The organism is Streptomyces sp. CS113 (assembly GCF_002188365.1).
Lineage (GTDB): Bacteria > Actinomycetota > Actinomycetes > Streptomycetales > Streptomycetaceae > Streptomyces > Streptomyces tendae.
Genome location: NZ_KZ195574.1, coordinates 2312796 through 2332523 on the forward strand (window position 1 = coordinate 2312796; position 19728 = coordinate 2332523).

At 71.1% G+C, this 19728-nt stretch carries 12 protein-coding genes; 1 reads left to right on the top strand and 11 read right to left on the bottom strand.

The annotated features are described in order from the left end of the window. Positions 1-61: 61 nt before the first annotated feature. Both B9W62_RS09950 and nrdR read right to left on the bottom strand, forming a co-directional pair. On the bottom strand, positions 62-2962 hold the full coding sequence (locus B9W62_RS09950) for a vitamin B12-dependent ribonucleotide reductase (protein ID WP_087806839.1): 2901 nt from the start codon (positions 2960-2962) through the stop codon (positions 62-64). A gap of 168 nt (positions 2963-3130) precedes the next feature. Beyond that, positions 3131-3676, bottom strand: coding sequence for a transcriptional regulator NrdR (gene nrdR / locus B9W62_RS09955; protein WP_087806840.1), 546 nt, complete (start codon positions 3674-3676; stop codon positions 3131-3133). 563 nt (positions 3677-4239) lie between these two features. Here nrdR and lexA point away from each other — a divergent pair. Then, on the top strand, positions 4240-5019 hold the full coding sequence (gene lexA / locus B9W62_RS09960) for a transcriptional repressor LexA (RefSeq protein ID WP_003973219.1): 780 nt from the start codon (positions 4240-4242) through the stop codon (positions 5017-5019). A gap of 88 nt (positions 5020-5107) precedes the next feature. Here the strand turns inward: lexA and B9W62_RS09965 are convergent, their stop codons facing one another. The 9 genes from B9W62_RS09965 to B9W62_RS10005 all read right to left on the bottom strand — a co-directional run bounded on the left by B9W62_RS09965 (position 5108) and on the right by B9W62_RS10005 (position 19687). Next, positions 5108-7102, bottom strand: coding sequence for an ATP-dependent DNA helicase (locus tag B9W62_RS09965; protein WP_087806841.1), 1995 nt, complete (start codon positions 7100-7102; stop codon positions 5108-5110). A gap of 163 nt (positions 7103-7265) precedes the next feature. Then, positions 7266-7958, bottom strand: coding sequence for a GNAT family N-acetyltransferase (locus B9W62_RS09970; protein WP_087806842.1), 693 nt, complete (start codon positions 7956-7958; stop codon positions 7266-7268). A gap of 96 nt (positions 7959-8054) precedes the next feature. Beyond that, on the bottom strand, positions 8055-10061 hold the full coding sequence (locus B9W62_RS09975) for an IucA/IucC family protein (RefSeq protein WP_087806843.1): 2007 nt from the start codon (positions 10059-10061) through the stop codon (positions 8055-8057). Continuing rightward, a complete protein-coding gene (locus B9W62_RS09980; protein ID WP_087806844.1) occupies positions 10058-11509 on the bottom strand; it encodes an aminotransferase class III-fold pyridoxal phosphate-dependent enzyme in 1452 nt (483 codons plus the stop codon). Before B9W62_RS09980 ends, B9W62_RS09975 begins: the two co-directional genes overlap by 4 nt. 206 nt (positions 11510-11715) lie before the next feature. Beyond that, a complete protein-coding gene (locus B9W62_RS09985) occupies positions 11716-12711 on the bottom strand; it encodes an aldo/keto reductase (RefSeq protein ID WP_087806845.1) in 996 nt (331 codons plus the stop codon). Between the two features lie 176 nt (positions 12712-12887). Beyond that, positions 12888-14333 carry an adenosylhomocysteinase gene (ahcY, locus tag B9W62_RS09990; protein ID WP_087806846.1) on the bottom strand — a complete coding sequence of 482 codons (1446 nt, stop codon included), beginning with the start codon at positions 14331-14333 and terminating at the stop codon, positions 12888-12890. Then, on the bottom strand, positions 14311-15213 hold the full coding sequence (gene metF, locus B9W62_RS09995) for a methylenetetrahydrofolate reductase [NAD(P)H] (protein ID WP_087806847.1): 903 nt from the start codon (positions 15211-15213) through the stop codon (positions 14311-14313). The genes ahcY and metF overlap by 23 nt, the downstream gene beginning before the upstream one ends. Then, entirely contained in the window at positions 15210-18707 is a 3498-nt protein-coding gene (gene metH / locus B9W62_RS10000; RefSeq protein ID WP_087806848.1) for a methionine synthase, read from the bottom strand. Before metH ends, metF begins: the two co-directional genes overlap by 4 nt. Beyond that, a complete protein-coding gene (locus B9W62_RS10005) occupies positions 18704-19687 on the bottom strand; it encodes a carbohydrate kinase family protein (protein WP_087806849.1) in 984 nt (327 codons plus the stop codon). Before B9W62_RS10005 ends, metH begins: the two co-directional genes overlap by 4 nt. Between the last annotated feature and the right edge of the window lie 41 nt (positions 19688-19728).

The following is a 19728-nucleotide window of genomic DNA, read 5'->3' on the forward strand; positions in this document are numbered from 1 at the left end:
TGGCCGGTCCCCTTCCGAACCCGCGGGTCACGCGCACGTCACCCGCGGGTCGACCTTCGGGTCAGCTGCAACCGCTGGTCGAGCCGCAGCCCTCGCAGATGTAGCAGGACCCGGCGCGCTGCATCTTCGTGCCGCAGGAGAAGCACAGCGGGGCGTCGGCCTGGATGCCCAGCTGCATCTCCACCAGCTCGGCGCTGGTGTGCGCCTGCTGCGGGACGGGCTTGGCGGCCTCGGCCTCGGCCTTCGGCGTGGCGACGGCCTTCAGCTCCTGGGCGCGCGGCGCCGACTGGGCCAGGCCCTCGACGTCCAGCTCGTCGTCGGACGGCTCGTACGAACCGGTCTCCAGGTGGCGCTGGCGCTCCTCGGCGGAGTGGATGCCGAGTGCGGAGCGCGTCTCGAAGGGCAGGAAGTCCAGCGCCAGGCGGCGGAAGATGTAGTCGACGATCGACTGCGCCATCCGCACGTCCGGGTCGTCCGTCATGCCGGCCGGCTCGAAGCGCATGTTGGTGAACTTCGAGACGTACGTCTCCAGCGGCACGCCGTACTGGAGGCCGACGGAGACCGCGATCGAGAAGGCGTCCATCATGCCCGCGAGGGTCGAACCCTGCTTGGACATCTTGAGGAAGACCTCGCCGAGACCGTCGTCCGGGTAGGAGTTGGCGGTCATGTAGCCCTCGGCGCCGCCGACGGTGAAGGACGTGGTGATGCCGGGACGTCCCTTCGGGAGGCGCTTGCGGACCGGGCGGTACTCGACGACCTTCTCGACCGTCTCGCGGATGGCCGCCTCGGTCTTCTCGGTGATCTCCGCCTTCTCGTCCTTGACCGACTTGGTCTTGGCGGAGAGGGGCTGGCCGACCTTGCAGTTGTCGCGGTAGATGGCGAGCGCCTTGACGCCCATCTTCCACGCCTCGAAGTAGACCTCCTCGACGTCCTCGACGGTCGCCGACTCCGGCAGGTTGACCGTCTTGGACAGGGCGCCGGAGATCCAGGGCTGGATGGCGGCCATCATGCGGACGTGGCCCATCGCGGAGATGGAGCGCTCGCCCATCGCGCAGTCGAACACCTCGTAGTGCTCGTGCTTGAGACCGGGCGCGTCGATCACGTTGCCGTGCTCGGCGATGTGGGCGACGATCGCCTCGATCTGCTCCTCCTGGTAGCCCAGGCGGCGCAGGGCCTGCGGGACGGTGCCGTTGACGATCTGCATCGAGCCGCCGCCGACCAGCTTCTTGAACTTGACCAGGGCGAGGTCGGGCTCGAGGCCGGTGGTGTCGCAGGACATCGCGAGACCGATGGTGCCGGTCGGGGCGATGACGGACGCCTGGGAGTTGCGGAAGCCGTTCTTCTCGCCGAGGCGCAGCACGTCCTGCCAGGCCTCGGTGGCGGCGGCCCAGATCGGCGTGTCGAGGTCGTCCATGCGGACGGCCTTGGCGTTCTCGTCGGAGTGCTGCTTCATGACCCGCAGGTGCGGCTGCGCGTTGCGGGCGTAGCCGTCGTACGGGCCGACGATCGCGGCGAGCTCGGCGGAGCGCCGGTACGACGTGCCGGTCATCAGGGAGGTGATGGCGCCGGCCAGGGCGCGGCCGCCGTCGGAGTCGTAGGCGTGGCCGGTCGCCATCAGCAGGGCGCCGAGGTTGGCGTAGCCGATGCCGAGCTGGCGGAAGGCGCGGGTGTTCTCGCCGATCTTCTGGGTCGGGAAGTCCGCGAAGCAGATGGAGATGTCCATCGCGGTGATGACCAGCTCGACGACCTTGGAGAAGCGCTCGGCGTCGAAGGACTGGTTGCCCTTGCCGTCGTCCTTCAGGAACTTCATCAGGTTCAGCGAGGCGAGGTTGCAGGACGTGTTGTCCAGGTGCATGTACTCGCTGCACGGGTTCGAGCCGTTGATACGGCCGGACTCCGGGCAGGTGTGCCAGGCGTTGATGGTGTCGTCGTACTGGATGCCCGGGTCGGCGCAGGCCCAGGCGGCCTCGGCCATCTTGCGGAAGAGCGCCTTGGCGTCGACCTCCTCGATGACCTCGCCGGTCATGCGGGACGTCAGGCCGAACTTGCCGCCGTCCTGCACGGCCTTCATGAACGTGTCGTTCACGCGGACCGAGTTGTTGGCGTTCTGGTACTGGACGGACGTGATGTCGTCGCCGCCCAGGTCCATGTCGAAGCCCGCGTCGCGCAGGGCGCGGATCTTCTCCTCTTCCTTGACCTTGGTCTGGATGAAGTCCTCGATGTCGGGGTGGTCGACGTCGAGGATGACCATCTTGGCCGCGCGGCGGGTGGCACCGCCGGACTTGATGGTGCCGGCGGAGGCGTCGGCGCCGCGCATGAAGGAGACCGGTCCCGAGGCGTTGCCGCCGGAGGAGAGCAGTTCCTTGGAGGAGCGGATCCGGGAGAGGTTCAGGCCGGCGCCGGAGCCGCCCTTGAAGATCATGCCCTCTTCCTTGTACCAGTCGAGGATCGACTCCATGGAGTCGTCGACGGACAGGATGAAGCAGGCGGAGACCTGCTGCGGCTGGGGCGTGCCGACGTTGAACCACACCGGGCTGTTGAAGCTGAAGATCTGGTGCAGGAGGGCGTACGCCAGCTCGTGCTCGAAGATCTCGGCGTCGGCGGGCGAGGCGAAGTACTTGTTGTCCTCGCCGGCCTTCCGGTACGTCTTCACGATGCGGTCGATGAGCTGCTTGAGGCTCACCTCGCGCTGCGGGGTGCCCACGGCGCCCCGGAAGTACTTGCTGGTGACGATGTTGACCGCGTTCACCGACCAGAACTCGGGGAACTCGACGCCACGCTGCTCGAAGTTGACCGAGCCGTCGCGCCAGTTGGTCATGACGACGTCACGACGCTCCCAGGCCACCTCGTCGTAGGGGTGGACGCCGGGAGTGGTGTGGACGCGCTCGACGCGGAGTCCCTTGCCCGCCTTGGTGCCCTTGGCGCGGGAACTCCGTGCCGGACCGCTCGCCGTCTCTGTCATGCCGCCTCCCTGTACGGGCGAAAACGCCCTGAAGTGCCCCGATTGTTCCCGTGGGCACGGTGTTCTGTCTGGTGTTGCGGGCATCGCTCGCTCCGCCCGCAACAGGTCTTTGTCACTCGCCGCCGTCCGGCCGGGCCCGGGCGCCGAAGTCCGGATCCGGCCCGCCGATCAGTCGGCGGCGCCTGCGGGCTCGGGGACCTGTCCTGCCCCCGTGGGCCCGCGGTCGTTCTCCTGGCTCCCCGCGCGGCCGTCGTCCTCGCCGGGGTGCCCCGTCGTCTCCCTCAGTTCCGCGATCGCGGCCTCGAAGTCCTCGAGCGAGCCGAAAGCCCGGTAGACGGAGGCGAATCGCAGATAGGCGACGAGGTCGAGCTCCTGCAACGGTCCGAGAATGGCCAGCCCCACGTCGTGGGTGGTCAGCTCGGCGCTTCCGGTGGCCCGCACCGCCTCCTCGACCCGCTGGCCGAGCTGCGCGAGCGCGTCCTCGGTGACGGGCCGGCCCTGACAGGCCTTGCGCACACCGTTGATCACCTTGGTGCGGCTGAACGGCTCGGTGACCCCGGACCGCTTCACCACCATGAGCGAGCACGTCTCCACGGTCGTGAACCGACGGGAGCAGTCAGGGCACTGGCGGCGCCTGCGGATCGACGTGCCGTCGTCGGTCGTACGACTGTCGACGACACGGCTGTCGGGGTGCCTGCAGAAGGGGCAGTGCATGGTCTCCGAACCCTCCTCACAGCAGACTCAATAGCCTCGAAAGGCCCTTCAGGCCCCTCGAAGCAGCCCCCAGCATAGGCGATCGCGGCGGGCTCGAAGACCCGGGGGACCACAACTTGTGGGCTGCTGATGCAATCCAACCACTAGATGTGGGGATTGGCCCATACAAACACGCCCTGCACGCGTGTCGCGCCTGTGCGTGCGCGGCCGCCCGGGTCCCACCGGACACACGGGGCCGTGTCGCGGCCGTATCGCCCGGGGGTGTGCGGAGATACGGTGGGCACCGCGGGGAGGGGACGTGGGGCTACCGCAACGGATGGGAGACCCGCCCCGTCGAACGGAATGCCGGATGGCAGACTGGGGCGACATCCCCGGGGTTGCCGCCACGGCGGTGAAGAGTACAGCAATAGGCCCTTTTGTCCGCCAGGCACCACGGTTAGCCATACACCCAGACATGCAATACGGGCGAGCGATTCGCGGTTTTTCACTCGAACGTGTGTTTGGCGCAACCTTTCGAAAGCTACTACCGTTGTGCAGCAGGGAGACCATCGAGAGGGGCCGACGTGACCACCACCGCCGACAGTGCCACCATCACTGCCCAGGAGCGCCCCCAGGGCCGTCCTGAGCCGGTGCACGCGATGAGCGACGCCGCGAATCCCGAGGGGCACAAGCGCTCCCTGCCGGGGCGACCTCCCGGCATCCGGGCGGACAGCTCGGGACTGACCGACCGCCAGCGCCGGGTGATCGAAGTCATCCGCGACTCCGTGCAGCGACGCGGTTACCCGCCGTCGATGCGGGAGATCGGCCAGGCCGTCGGCCTCTCCAGCACGTCGTCGGTGGCGCACCAGCTGATGGCGCTGGAGCGCAAGGGCTTCCTGCGCCGGGACCCGCACCGCCCGCGCGCGTACGAGGTGCGCGGCTCCGACCAGGCCGCCTCGGTGCAGCCCACGGACACCGCCGGGAAGCCGGCCGCCTCGTACGTCCCGCTGGTCGGCCGGATCGCCGCCGGTGGTCCGATCCTGGCCGAGGAGTCCGTCGAGGACGTCTTCCCGCTCCCCCGGCAGCTGGTCGGCGACGGCGAGCTGTTCGTCCTGAAGGTCGTCGGCGACTCGATGATCGAGGCGGCGATCTGCGACGGCGACTGGGTCACGGTCCGCCGCCAGCCGGTCGCGGAGAACGGCGACATCGTGGCGGCCATGCTGGACGGCGAGGCCACCGTCAAGCGCTTCAAGCGCGAGGACGGCCACGTCTGGCTCCTCCCGCACAACTCGGCGTACGAGCCGATCCCCGGTGACGACGCGACCATCCTCGGCAAGGTGGTGGCCGTACTGCGTCGCGTCTGAGCGCCACGGCGGGCGGGTACGCGCGACAGCGCCCCGCCGACCCGACCGGGCCCCGGAACCTCTGCGCCGGTTCCGGGGCCCAGCGCTGTCAGACGCTCTCCGTCTGCCCCGCGGCCTCGGTCTGCCGTGCCTTCGCGTCGATCGCGGCGAGCGACTTGCGGACCTGGTTGCGGTCCGTGGTGAACCAGAAGTCGGGCAGGGACGCCTTCAGATAGCTGCCGTACCGGGCCGTCGCCAGCCGCTGGTCGAGTACGGCGACCACCCCGCGGTCGCCCGACGCACGGACCAGCCTGCCGGCGCCCTGGGCCATCAGCAGCGCGGCGTGGGTGGCGGCGACCGCCATGAAGCCGTTGCCCCCGGCCTCCTCCACCGCCTTCTGCCGGGCGCTCATCAGGGGGTCGTCCGGACGCGGGAACGGGATCTTGTCCATGACGACCAGCTGGCAGCTCGGCCCGGGGACGTCGACGCCCTGCCACAGGGACAGGGTGCCGAAGAGGCAGGTCCCCGGGTCGGCCGCGAAGTTCTTGATCAGCTCACCGAGGGTCTCCTCGCCCTGGAGGAGGATCGGGTACTCCGGAATTCGCGAGCGCAGCTCCTCGGCGGCCAGCTGGGCCGCGCGCATCGAGGAGAACAGGCCCAGGGTGCGGCCGCCCGCCGCCTGGATCAGCTCGGTCAGCTCGTCCAGCATGTCGCCGCGGTCGCCGTCCCTGGCGGGGCGGGCCAGGTGCTTGGCGACGTAGAGGATGCCCTGCTTGCGGTAGTCGAAGGGCGAGCCGACGTCGACACCCTTCCACTGGGGCACGTCGTCGCCCTCGGTGCCCTCGGGGGCGAGGCCGAGGGACGCTCCGACCCCGTTGAAGTCGCCCCCCAGCTTCAGGGTGGCGGAGGTCAGGACGACCGAGCGGTCGGTGAAGAGCTTCTCCCGCAACAGGCCGGAGACGGACATCGGAGCGACTCGCAGCGAGGCACCGAACCGGTCGTGGCGCTCGTACCAGACGACGTCCCACTCCGAGCCGTTCGTGATCCGCTCGGCCACGTCGTGCACGGACTCCACGGAGGCCAGCGCCTGCTTGCGGACCGCGTCCTCGTCCTGCACGGACTTGTCGCGGGTGGTGCCGATGGCCGAGATGACCGTACGGCAGGCGTCCCGCAGCGCCATCAGGGCGTAGCCCAGGTCCTCCGGGATCTCTTCGAGGCGGCCCGGCAGCGCCAGCTCCATCAGCCGCTCGAAGCCCTCGGCGGCGGTCTGGAGCTGGTCGGCGGCCTTCTCGTTGACCAGCTTCGCGGCGCGCCGCACCGCACGGTTGACCTGGCCGGGGGTCAGCTCGCCGGTGGCCACCCCGGTGACCCGGGAGACCAGCTCGTGCGCCTCGTCGACGATCAGCACCTCGTGCTGCGGCAGGACCGGCGCGCCCTCGATGGCGTCGATCGCGAGGAGCGCGTGGTTGGTGACGACGACCTCGGAGAGCTTGGCGCGCTCGCGGGCCGCCTCGGCGAAGCATTCGGCGCCGTAGGCACACTTCGTGGCGCCCAGGCATTCCCTGGAGGACACCGACACCTGTGCCCAGGCACGGTCGGAGACGCCGGGCGTCAGGTCGTCGCGGTCGCCGGTCTCGGTCTCGTCCGCCCAGTCGCGCATCCGCAGCAGGTCCTGGCCCAGCTTGCTGGTGGGGGCGGCGGCCTCGAACTGGTCGAAGAGGCCGTCCTCCTCGTCCTGCGGCACGCCCTCGTGCAGCCGGTGCAGGCACAGGTAGTTCGACCGGCCCTTGAGCATCGCGAACTCCGGGCGGCGGCGCAGCTGCGGGTGGAGCGCGTCGACCGTGCGGGGCAGGTCCCGCTCGACCAGCTGGCGCTGGAGGGCCAGGGTCGCGGTGGCGACGACCACCCGCTCCCCGTGCGCCAGCGCGGGCACCAGGTACCCCAGCGACTTTCCGGTGCCGGTGCCGGCCTGGACCAGCAGGTGGGAGCCGCCGTCGATGGCTTCCTCGACGGCTTCGGCCATGGCCACCTGGCCGGGACGCTCCGTGCCGCCGACGGCGGTGACGGCGGCGTGCAGGAGTTCGGGGAGTGAGGGCTTCGTCATAGCTCGACCACCCTACGGCCCGGGTCTGACAAACGGGTCCGCAAGGCGGGTACGAGGGGCGCGTGTGACGCTGACTGCGGCGACGGGCGCGGCAAGGCGGGCTCCTGGGGCAGTGACCGACGAACGGGACGGGCGATCGGATGGGCCGCAGCGGCGCCGGGCGTCACGGCGACTCCCGCGCCGCCCGTTCGCGGATCATGAGGGCGGCGCGCTTGGCGGGCAGCTCCACCTCGGCCGCCAGCCGGAACCCGGCGCCGAGGAACGCCGCGACGGACGACCGGTTGCGGACGTCGGGTTCGGCGAGCACGCGTGTGCAGGCGGGGCGCTCCGCGAGGACGAGGTCGGCGACGGTCCTGATCAGCTCGGTACCGAGGCCCCGCCCGCGGTCGGCGTCGTCGCCGATCAGCAGGTGGATGCCGGTGTCGTGCGGCCGGACGGGACAGTACCGGGCCAGCGGGTCGAGGTCGGCCCGGTAGATCTCCCAGTAGCTCACCGGCACCCCGTCCAGCAGCCCGACGCACGGGACGCTGCGTCCGTCCCCGGCGAGCTGGGCCCGGAGGTGGTCGGAGGTCACGCTCTGCGGTCCGGTCAGCTCCCAGTAGGCGGCGACGGCGGGGTCGTTCATCCAGCGCGCGACGGTCGCGGCGTCCCGCTCGACGTCGACGGGCACCAGGTGGAACACGCCGGCGGAGGTATGGCTCGGCCCCCAGTCGGCGAGGCCGTCGAGGAGGTCCGCACGCGCCCGTGCCGTCCTCGTCCCGGCGCGGTCGTCCCCCGCGCTCCGGAAGAGCGCGACGAACTCCCCGGGCAGGTGCAGGTCCAGGGTGTCGTCGGCGCTCGCGTCGGTGGAAGCCAAGGGATCGCTCTTTCGGGAGGGGCGGGAGTGAGGTTTTCGGGAGGGGAGGGAGTGAGGGAGGTGCCTAAGGGGCCGGGGGCAGGGGCGGCGGACCGGTCAGGCGCGCAGCGGGTTGGCGATGGTGACGTAGACGGACTGGGTGTCCACCGGCCCGACGAGTTCGTCGAGGCCGTGCAGGCGGGTCAGCAGGTTGGCCTTGCAGCGCAGGACGGGTGAGTCGAGGAGATGCGCCGGAAGGGGGCCACCCAGTGGGTCCGGGCCGCAGACGAGCTCGCCGAGGAAGCGGCGGAAGGCGGCGAGCAGCACGTGTTCGTCGGCGAGACCCTGCGAGCCGAAGGCGCCGATGAGGCCGAACACGTTGTTGACGGCGAGGTAGTACGCGAAGCGCTCGTCGGTGACCGCGTCGGGCACGAAGGTGTCGCTGTGCGCTCCGATTCCGGGCAGCAGGGCGTCCAGTTCCGTGCGCCTCGACTCCCGGAAGTAGTAGCCCTGGTTGTCCCGGTAGCGGCCGCCCGCGGGCCAGCCGTCGGCGTCCAGCAGCACGAGGGTGTTCTGCTGGTGCGCTTCGAGGGCGATGCCCGCACGGGCGTCCAGCCACAGGACGGGACGTACGACGTGGTGGAGGTAGCGCAGGAACCACTCGGCGGCGACGGCTCCGGCCGGGCGGCCGGTCCGGCGGGCGAGCCGGGTGACGACCGCGGCCAGCCGGGAGCGCGGGTCGGGGACGGCGGCGGTGGTGCCCGCGTCGGGGCGGTCCGCCCGGGTGTGCGGCCACGGCGCGGTGAGGCCGGCCACGCAGGAGACGTCGTCCGAGGGGTGAAAGGGATTGTGGCGGACGACGACGTCCAGCCCGCGTACGGGGCTGCCGTCCGGTCCGTCGACGGCCAGCCAGGCCGGATCACGGACGATGTCGAACGCGGGGTGGGCGGCCCGCCACTGCCGGGAGAGCCCGCGGCGCAGCAGACGGTGGACCTCGACGCCGCGGTGGAGCTCCTTGCGGAGGTTCTCGCGCCGGGAGTTGGTGATGTGCAGCGCCAGCGACAGCTTGAGCATGGCGGGGGCGCCGGTGCGGTGCACGGTGCGGAGGGAGGAGGTGGGATGCCAGGGAGCGCCGCGGGGTCCGAGGTCCCTGAGCAGTCCGGCGTCCAGCAGCGCGGCGACCCCGGGCCGGTGTGCGACCGCGCGGAACTGCCAGGGGTGCAGCGGAAGGAGCGCGTATCCGTCCGGCGGGACCGGATCGTCCGCGGCGAGGCGGGCGGTGAGCCGGGGCGCGGCGACCGGGCGGCCGCGCTCGGTCCAGGCCGAGTCGGTGGCGAGTACGGACGGGGCCACGGCCACCCAGTGCAGAGGGAAGGAGCCGCGCAGTTCCGGAGAGTACCGCCGCGCCTCCGCCTCGGTGAGGCCCTCACGGCTCTTGGGGGTGGGGTGCAGCGGATGCCCGAGGAGGAGCGCCTGTTCGGCGGCGAGGAACAGGTCGGGGGGTGCCGGCGCCGGGCGACCGGTGCCGCCGTCGGGGCGTTCCCCGCGGTCGCGCAGGATTACGGCGGTACGGCGGACGGAGTCGGCCACGCGCGCCACGAGGTCGGTACCGGCGGAGCCCGGGATGCCGGGGGCCTCCCGCCCGAGCAACGCGGCGAGGGTGAGGGCGTCGACGGGCGGCGCCGAGGCGGGGGCGTCGATCAGTCGCGGGAGGCCGAAGCGGTGCCGTCCGGTCGGGGACCAGTAGGCCACGGGAACGGCCAGGGCCGTGCCGCAGGCCGGGAGCCGCAGGTGCAGGACACCGTCGCCGGGCGCGCCCACGCCGGTCTCTCGGACCCAGCAGCGGAGCAGGTTCTCGACGGCAGCGGCCTGTGCCGCGGCATGCGCCTCCGCGTGGGTGCGAAGGTCTTGCGGGCTGCGTTGTGCGCCTTGGGGTTCTCGGGGTTCTCGGGGTTCGCGGGGTTCCTGCGCGTGGTGGGGGTCGGGACGGTCCGGGGAGGAGCAGGAGGATGCGGCGGCGGCCGGTCGGGTTCCGGGCGGCTCGGCGGGCGCTAGCTCGGGTGTGGGGGTGATGTGCAACGCGGTCCTCGTGACGTGCGGAGCGGGGCGGGGCGGCGGTCTCATCGCGCGGCGTGCGCCCGGTGGGGCGGAGCGTGACCGCCGCGGCGCCGGTCCACCGTCCGCACCGCGTCGGCGAAACGATCCAGGATCGTGGACGCCTGCTCCTCGGTGATGATCAGGGGCGGCAGCAGTCGCACGACGTTCCGGTCCGGGCCCGTGAGAGCCACGATCAGGCCGCGCCGCAGACACTCCCGTTGGACGGCGACGGCGAGTTCGCTCCCGGTGCCGGGCGGGCCGCCTACGGAGGGAATGCCGCCCGAGGGACTGCCGTCGGAGGGAGTGCTGTCGGAGGGAATGCCGTCGGAGGGAATGCCGTCGGAGCGGGGGCCGCCAGAGGGAGCGCCGTCGGGTGCACCGTCCGGTGACACCAACTCCACGCCGATCATCAGGCCGCGTCCGCGCACGTTCCCGACACACGCGAACTCCGCGGCCAGACCGCGCAGTCGGGACAGCATCCGGCCACCGAGGGCGGCGGCGTGCTCGGCGAGACGTTGCTCGCGCACGTGGGCGAGGGTGGCCGCGCCCGCGGCCAGGGCGAGTTGGTTGCCACGGAACGTACCGGCGCCGGGCGCTCCGACGGTGTGCCGATCGGAGCCGGTGCGACGGCCGTCGAGGTCCTCGTGGTGGACCACCGCGGCCAGCGGCAGGCTGCCGCCGATCGCCTTGGAGAGGATCAGCACGTCGGGGGTGACCCCGCTGTGATCGACCGCCCACAAGGCACCGGTCCGGCCCACCCCGGTCTCGGTCTCGTCGGCGATGAGCGGCACGGACCGTTCGGCCGTGACGCGCCGCAGGTCGCGCAGCCACGCGTCGGGGACGGGCAGGACGCCGTCCGCGCTGCGCACCGGTTCCAGGACCACGCCGGCGGGCGGTTCCCCGCCGCCGGACGGACAGCAGGCCTCGGCCGCCGCGCCGAAGTGGGCGCCGGTGGGCGTGACGATCGGGGCCCGGCCGGAGGCGGCGCGGACCAGGGCGACCGCGGTGTCGACCGGGTCGCTGCCGCCGGGTCTACAGAAGCGCACGCGCGCGTGGTCGGCGAGCCGGGGCGGGAGCGTGCGCAGGAGTTCGGTGACGAATGCGTCCTCGACCGGGGTGGTGAGGCCCATGACCTGCAACGGGGTCTCCGAGTCGAGAACCCTGCGCATCGCCTCCAGGACGACCGGGTGATGGTGTCCCAGGGCGAGGGTCCCCGCCCCGGAGGCGCAGTCCAGGTAGCGGCGGCCGGCGGCGTCCTCGATGGTCAGCCCCCGGGCGCGGACGGGCACGACCGGGAGGGCGCGCGCGTAGGTACGCGCCGCGGCCTCCCGCGCCGGCTGACGCCTCGGTGCGCCTCCCGCCCCGGCCGGGACACGGGCGCCGTCCTCGGACCGGCCGTCCTCAAACCCGCTGTCCTCAAACCCGCCGTCCTCGGACCGGGCGCCCGCCAACCCCTCGTACGCGGTTTCCGCCACGGCTCTTCTCGACCTCCCGCTGTCCGGACACGACGCGTCGTGCCGGGCCCGTCCTCGGCACGGAGGACCGCGTCGCGCGACAGCGGACCCCCCACCGCTAGCAACCGCGGCGCGTGCGGCGGGTTACGGGTTGCCCGAAGATCCTTGCCGTGCCCGCCCGGCCGCCGCTCCCCCACCGGACGCTCGCGGGGGCCGGCCGGCCGGACTCACCAGGCGAACGCCTCCGGCGACGGGCCCGGGCCCGGGAAGATCTCGTCGAGGCCCTCCCGCACCTCCTCCGGCAGATCGAGGTCGATGGCCCGCAGCGCGGAGTCGAGCTGCTCGCGGGTGCGCGGGCCGACGATCGGGCCGGTGATGCCGGGCCGGGTCAGCAGCCAGGCCAGCGCCGCCTCGCCCGGCTCGATACCGTGCTTGTCGAGCAGGTCCTCGTAGGCCTGCACCCGTCCCCGCACGGCCGGGTCGTTGAGCAGGCGCGCCCCGTGTCCCCCGGTCCTGCGCCCTCCCTTGTGCTCCTTCTTGAGTACGCCCCCGAGCATGCCGCCGTACAACGGCGACCAGGCGATGACGCCGACGCCGTACTCCTGCGCGGCCGGGATGACGTCCATCTCGGCGCGTCGTTCGGCGAGGTTGTACAGGCACTGCTCGCTGACGAGACCGAACGTCGAACCGCGTCGCGCCGCGGTCTCGTTGGCCTGCGCGATCTTGTAGCCGGGGAAGTTGGAGGAACCGGCGTAAAGGATCTTGCCCTGCTGGACGAGGACGTCGACGGCCTGCCAGATCTCGTCGAACGGCGTGAGCCGGTCGACGTGGTGGAACTGGTAGATGTCGATGTGGTCCGTCCGCAGCCGCCGCAACGAGGCGTCCACCGCCCGGCGGATGTTGAGGGCCGAGAGCCGGCCGTAGTTCGGCCACTCGGGGGCTCCGTCGGGCAGCATGTCGCCGTACACCTTGGTGGCGAGCACGGTCTTCTCGCGGCGTCCGCCGCCCTGTGCGAACCAGGCGCCGAGGATCTCCTCGGTGCGCCCCTTGCCCGCGCTCTGGCCGTAGACGTCGGCGGTGTCCACGAAGTTGACGCCGGCCTCCAGCGCGGCGTCCATGATGGCGTGGCTGTCGGCCTCCTCGGTCTGCGGTCCGAAGTTCATGGTGCCGAGCACCAGTCGGCTGACTTTGAGTCCAGTGCGTCCGAGCTGCGTGTATTCCATGGTGATCAGCCAACGCCTCCGGACACGCCCGAAGCAAGTGAGCGAAGAGCCCGGCTGCGGCCGAAAACCGACGGACCGGACGTGCCCGGTCATGACCGGCCACGACGGGCCATGACGGGCCATGACCGGCCGCGCGCCCCCGGACACTGACCGGGAGCGCGCCACCTGACGCTCCGTCAGTAGCGGTAGTGGTCCGCCTTGTAGGGACCCTCGACCTTCACGCCGATGTAGTCGGCCTGCTCCGGGCGGAGCGTGGTCAGCTTGACGCCGAGGGAGTCCAGGTGGAGCCGGGCGACCTTCTCGTCCAGGTGCTTGGGCAGCACGTAGACGTCGGTCGGGTACTCATCGGGCTTGGTGAACAGCTCGATCTGGGCCAGGGTCTGGTCCGCGAACGAGTTCGACATCACGAACGACGGGTGACCGGTGGCGTTGCCCAGGTTCAGCAGGCGGCCCTCGGACAGGACGATGAGGACCTTGCCGTCGGGGTAGGTCCAGGTGTGCACCTGCGGCTTGACCTCGTCCTTGACGATACCGGGGGTCTTGGCGAGGCCGGCCATGTCGATCTCGTTGTCGAAGTGGCCGATGTTGCCGATGATCGCCTGGTGCTTCATCCTGGCCATGTCCGCGGCCATGATGATGTCCTTGTTGCCGGTCGTGGTGACGAAGATGTCGGCCTTGTCGACGACCTCGTCCAGCGTGGTGACCTGGAAGCCGTCCATCGCCGCCTGAAGGGCGCAGATCGGGTCGATCTCCGTGATGATCACCCGGGCGCCCTGCCCGCGCAGCGACTCCGCGCAGCCCTTGCCGACATCGCCGTAGCCGCAGACGACGGCGGTCTTGCCGCCGATCAGCACGTCGGTGGCACGGTTGATGCCGTCGATCAGGGAGTGCCGGCAGCCGTACTTGTTGTCGAACTTCGACTTCGTCACCGCGTCGTTGACGTTGATCGCCGGGAACAGCAGGGTGCCGTCCCGGTGCATCTCGTACAGGCGGTGGACACCGGTCGTGGTCTCCTCGGTCACACCGCGGATCTCGGACGCCATCGCCGTCCAGTCGAGGGGGCTGCGCTCCAGCAGGGCACGCACCGCGGCGAGTTCGTCGTTGTCGGCGGCGGGGAGTGCTCCCGTCTTGCGGTACTCGACGCCCTTGTGGACGAGGAGGGTGGCGTCACCGCCGTCGTCCAGGATCATGTTGGGCCCGTCGGCCCCCGGCCAGGTCAGCGCCTGCTCCGTGCACCACCAGTACTCCTCCAGGGTCTCGCCCTTCCAGGCGAAGACCGGGACGCCCTGCGGGTTGTCCGGGGTGCCGTTCGGGCCGGCGGCGATGGCGGCCGCGGCGTGGTCCTGGGTGGAATAGATGTTGCAGGAGGCCCAGCGGACCTCGGCGCCCAGGGCGACCAGGGTCTCGATGAGCACGGCGGTCTGCACGGTCATGTGCAGGGAGCCGGTGACGCGGGCGCCGGCGAGCGGCCGGGCCGCGGCGTACTCCTCGCGGATCGCCATCAGGCCCGGCATCTCGTGCTCGGCGAGGGTGATCTCCTTGCGGCCGAACGCGGCCCGGGAGAGGTCGGCGACCTTGAAGTCTGTGGAAGGCGGGGCGTCAGTGGTGGCTTGCGAGGGCACGTGAACTCCTGGATGCGTGGATGTCGGCGTGGATTTCGAGCGTCGCCGTGGAACGGTTCAGGGTGATGTAGTGCAGGCCGGGGGCACCCTCGGCGAGGAGCCGGTCGGCCATGGCCGTGGCGTGGTCGACGCCTATGCGGTGACCGGTGGCGGGGTCGTCCCGAGCGGCTTCCAGCCGGTGCGCCAGGTCCTCGGGGAAGGCCGCACCGCTGAGTTCGGCGAAGCGCCGGATCTGCCGTACGTCGGTGGCGGGCATGATCTCCGGGATGACCGGGGTGTCACAGCCCGCCGCGACGAGCCGGTCGCGCAGCCTCAGGTAGTCCTCGGCACGGAAGAACATCTGGGTGATGGCATAGTCGGCGCCCGCCCTGCACTTGGCGACGAAGTGCCGGATGTCGGACTCCCAGTCGGGAGAGCGCGGGTGCCGCTCCGGAAAGGCCGCCACGCCTACGCTGAAGTCACCCAGCTCCCGGACCAGGCTCACCAACTCGTGGGCGTGTGTGAAGCCCTGCGGATGCGCCGTCCAGGGCCCGTTGGGGTCGCCGGGCGGGTCACCGCGCAGGGCGAGGACGTCGCGCACGCCCGCGTCCGCGTACTGGCCGACGATGTGCCGCAGTTCGGCGACCGAGTGGCCGACGGCGGTGAGGTGGGCCACGGGGCGCAGGGTCGTCTCCGCCGCGATCCGCTTGGTCACCTCCACGGTGCGGTCCCTCGAGGAGCCGCCCGCGCCGTACGTGACGGACACGAAGGCGGGTGCCAAGGCCTCGATCCGGCGGATCGAGGCCCACAGGGTGCGAACGCCGGCCTCGGTCTTCGGCGGGAAGAACTCGAACGAGAACGAGGGCCGGCCGGCGGCGAGAAGATCACGAAGGGTGGTCACGGGGTCCGGCCTCCTCCGGCATTGAAGTAGCCCGCCTCGGGGTGGTGGGTGACGATGGCGTCGGTGGACTGCTCGGGGTGGAGCTGGAACTCCTCGGACAGGTGGACGCCGATGCGCTCCGGCTCCAGCAGGGCGGCGATCTTGGCGCGGTCCTCCAGGTCCGGACAGGCCGGGTAACCGAGGGAGTAGCGGCAGCCCTGGTACTCGGTGCGGAACATGCCGTCCATGGAGTGCGGGTCGCCCGCCGCGATGCCGAGTTCGGAACGGACCCGGGCGTGCCAGTATTCGGCGAGGGCTTCGGCGAGTTGGACGGACAGGCCGTGGAGTTCGAGGTAGTCGCGGTAGGCGTTGGCCTCGAACATGCGGGCGGTCTCCTCGCCGATGCGGGAGCCGACGGTGACGACCTGGAAGCCGACCACGTCGGTCTCGCCGGACTCCTCCGGGCGGAAGAAGTCGGCCAGGCACAGGCGCCGGCCGCGGCGCTGGCGCGGGAAGGTGAAGCGGGTGCGTTCGTTGCCGTCGTCGTCGAGGACGATCAGGTCGTCGTCCTTGGAGACGCAGGGGAAGTAGCCGTAGACCACGGCCGCCTCCAAAAGGTTGTCCGTCTGGAGCCGGTCCAGCAGGCCCCGCAGCCGCGGCCGGCCCTCGGACTCGACCAGCTCCTCGTAGGAGGGCCCCTCACCGGTGCGGGCCTGCTTGAGCCCCCACTGGCCCTTGAAGAGGGCGCCCTCGTCCAGCCAGGAGGCGTACTCCTTGAGCTGGATGCCCTTGACGACGCGGGTGCCGCGGAAGGGCGGGGCGGGCACCGGGTTGTCGGTGGCGACGTCGGAGCGGACGTGGCCTTCCTCGGGGCGCTCGTCGATCTCGACGGTGGCGGCCCGCACCCGGCGCTGCTTCAGCTCCGGCAGCCTGGCACCGGGCACACCGCGCTTGATCCCGATCAGCGCGTCCATCAGGCGCAGGCCCTCGAACGCGTCACGGGCGTAGCGGACCTCGCCGTCGTAGATCTCGTACAGGTCCTGCTCGACGTAGGCGCGGGTCAGCGCGGCGCCGCCGAGGATCACCGGGTAACCCCTCGCGAGTCCCCGGGAGTTCAGTTCTTCCAGGTTCTCCTTCATGATCACGGTGGACTTGACGAGGAGGCCGGACATGCCGATGACGTCGGCCCGGTGCTCGTCGGCCGCCTCCAGGATCGCCGAGACGGGCTGCTTGATCCCGAGGTTGACGACGTTGTAGCCGTTGTTCGACAGGATGATGTCGACGAGATTCTTGCCGATGTCGTGGACATCACCGCGGACGGTGGCCAGCACGATCGTGCCCTTGCCATCGTCGTCGGTCTTCTCCATGTGCGGCTCCAGATGAGCCACCGCGGTCTTCATGACCTCGGCGGACTGGAGCACGAACGGCAACTGCATCTGGCCGGAACCGAACAGCTCACCGACCACCTTCATGCCATCCAGCAGCGTCTCGTTGACGATGTCCAGGGCCGGACGCTCCTGGAGCGCCTCGTCCAGGTCCTGCTCCAGGCCGTTCTTCTCACCGTCGATGATGCGCCGCTTGAGGCGCTCCTCCAGCGGGAGCGCGGCCAGCTCCTCCGCCTTGGACGCCCTCAGCGACTTGGCCGTGGCCCCCTCGAAGAGCGCCATCAGCTTCTGCAACGGGTCGTAGCCCTCACGGCGCCGGTCGTAGATCAGGTCCAGGGCCGTGGTGACCTGCTCCTCGTCGAACCGCGCGATCGGCAGAATCTTCGACGCGTGCACGATCGCCGAATCCAGGCCCGCCTTCACACACTCATCCAGGAAGACCGAGTTGAGCAGGATCCGGGCGGCCGGGTTCAGGCCGAAGGAGATGTTCGACAGGCCCAGCGTGGTCTGCACATCCGGGTGGCGCCGCTTCAGCTCCCGGATGCCCTCGATGGTGGCCACACCGTCACCCCGGGACTCCTCCTGACCGGTACAGATGGTGAAGGTCAGGCAGTCGACGAGGATGTCCGACTCGTGAATGCCCCAGTTGCCGGTCAGATCCTCGATCAGCCGCTCGGCGATCTCGACCTTCTTCTCCGCGGTGCGGGCCTGTCCCTCCTCGTCGATGGTCAGCGCGATCAACGCCGCCCCGTGCTCCCGGGCCAGCTTCGTGACGCGGGCGAACCGGGACTTGGGGCCGGCGCCGTCCTCGTAGTTCACCGAGTTGATCACCGCGCGGCCGCCCAGCTTCTCCAGGCCGGCCCGGATCACGTCGACCTCGGTCGAGTCGAGGACGACCGGCAGCGTGGAGGCCGTGGCGAACCGGCCGGCCAGTTCCTCCATGTCGGCGACGCCGTCCCGGCCGACGTAGTCCACGCACAGGTCGAGCATGTGCGCGCCCTCGCGGATCTGATCGCGGGCCATCTCCACACAGTCGTCCCAGCGGCCGTCCAGCATGGCCTCGCGGAACTTCTTGGACCCGTTGGCGTTGGTGCGCTCACCGATCGCCAGGTAGGAGGTGTCCTGGCGGAAGGGCACGGTCTGGTAGAGCGAGGCGGCACCGGGCTCGGGGCGCGGCTCGCGGACGGTGGGGATGGTGTCCCGGACCCGCTCGACCACCTGGCGCAGGTGCTCGGGCGTGGTGCCGCAGCAACCGCCGATCAGGGACAGCCCGTACTCGCGCACGAACGTCTCGTGTGCGTCGGCCAGCTCAGGTGCGGTCAGCGGGTAGTGTGCGCCGTCCTTGCCGAGGACGGGCAGACCGGCGTTGGGCATGCAGGTCAGCGGGATACGCGAGTGCCGGGCGAGGTAGCGCAGGTGCTCGCTCATCTCCGCCGGACCGGTCGCGCAGTTCAGGCCGATCATGTCGATGCCGAGCGGTTCCAGCGCGGTCAGCGCCGCGCCGATCTCCGAGCCGAGCAGCATGGTGCCGGTGGTCTCGACGGTGACGGACACGATGAGCGGCAGGTCGAGGCCGAGGGCCTCCAGGGCGCGCCGGGCGCCGAGGACGGAGGCCTTGGTCTGGAGCAGGTCCTGCGTGGTCTCCACCAGCAGCGCGTCGGCGCCGCCGGCGACCAGACCCTCGGCGTTGCGCTGATAGGCGTCCCGCAGAACCGTGTAGGGGGCGTGGCCCAGGGTGGGGAGCTTGGTGCCCGGGCCCATGGAGCCCAGCACCCAGCGCTGCCGCCCGTCACGCGCACCGAACTCGTCGGCGACCTCACGGGCCACCCGCGCACCCGCCTCGGACAACTCGTGCACCCGCTCGGGGATGTCGTACTCGCCCAGAGCGGAGTGGTTGGCGCCGAAGGTGTTCGTCTCCACGCAGTCCACACCGGCCGCGAAGTACTCCTCGTGCACCGAACGCACGATGTCGGGCCGGGTCAGGTTCAGGACCTCGTTGCACCCCTCCAGCTGCTGGAAATCGTCCAGCGTGGGGTTCTGGGCCTGCAACATGGTGCCCATCGCGCCATCGGCGACCACCACACGGGTGGCCAGGGCCTCTCGGAGAGCCGCGATTCGGGACGGGGTCATGGGGTGCCTTCCAGTGCGGGGGCGAGTTCCCCGGCCGCATCGGTGCCGTAGGCGCGGGCGGCCGTGGACAGGAGTCGCTCCCTGTCGACGACATAGGACTGTGAGCCGACCGTCGAGAGAGCCGCCGAGGCGAGTACGCACCCCAGGCGGGCGGCGGCCGGCAGCGGGAGTTCGCGGCCGACGGCGGCGAGGAACCCGGCCCGGAAGGCGTCGCCGACTCCGGTCGGGTCGGTGACCTGGACGTCGGGGACGGCCGGCACCGTCCGCGGCGGGACGCCCCGGCGGTCGATGCGCACGCCGGCGCCGCCGAGGGTGGTGATCCACGTGCCGACCACGGAGAGGACGTCCTCGCGTTCCCAGCCGGTGCGCTCCAGGAGCAGGGCGGCCTCGTACTCGTTGGTGAACAGCCAGCGGGCGCCCTCCACCAGATCGCGTACCTCCGCGCCGTCGAGGCGGGCCAGTTGCTGGGAGGGGTCGGCGGCGAAGGGCAGGCCGAGTTCCCGGCACTCCCGGGTGTGGCGGAGCATCGCCGCCGGGTCGTTCGGGCCGACCAGGACCAGGTCCGGGCGGTCCCGTCCGGCGACGACCTGTGCGAGGTCGATGTCGCGGGCCTCCTGCATGGCACCCGCGTAGAAGGACGCGATCTGGTTGGCGTCCTGGTCGGTGATGCCCATGAAGCGTGCGGTGCCCCGCTCCGCCGAGACGCGGACGGCGCCGGTGTCGACGCCGTGCTCCTTGAGCCACACCTCGTACTCCGCGAAGTCGCTGCCCACGGCCCCGACAAGGAGCGGGCCGAGACCGAGACTGCCGAGGCCGAAGGCGATGTTGGCCGCCACTCCGCCCCGGCGCACCTCGAGCGCGTCGACCAGGAAGGAGAGCGAGACATGGGCGAGCTGGTCGGGGATCAACTGGTCCCCGAACCGGCCGGGGAAGACCATCAGGTGGTCTGTGGCGATGGATCCTGTCACCGCGATACGCACATGAACTCCTGAACTTCTGTCGGGCGGGCGGCTTCCTGCGG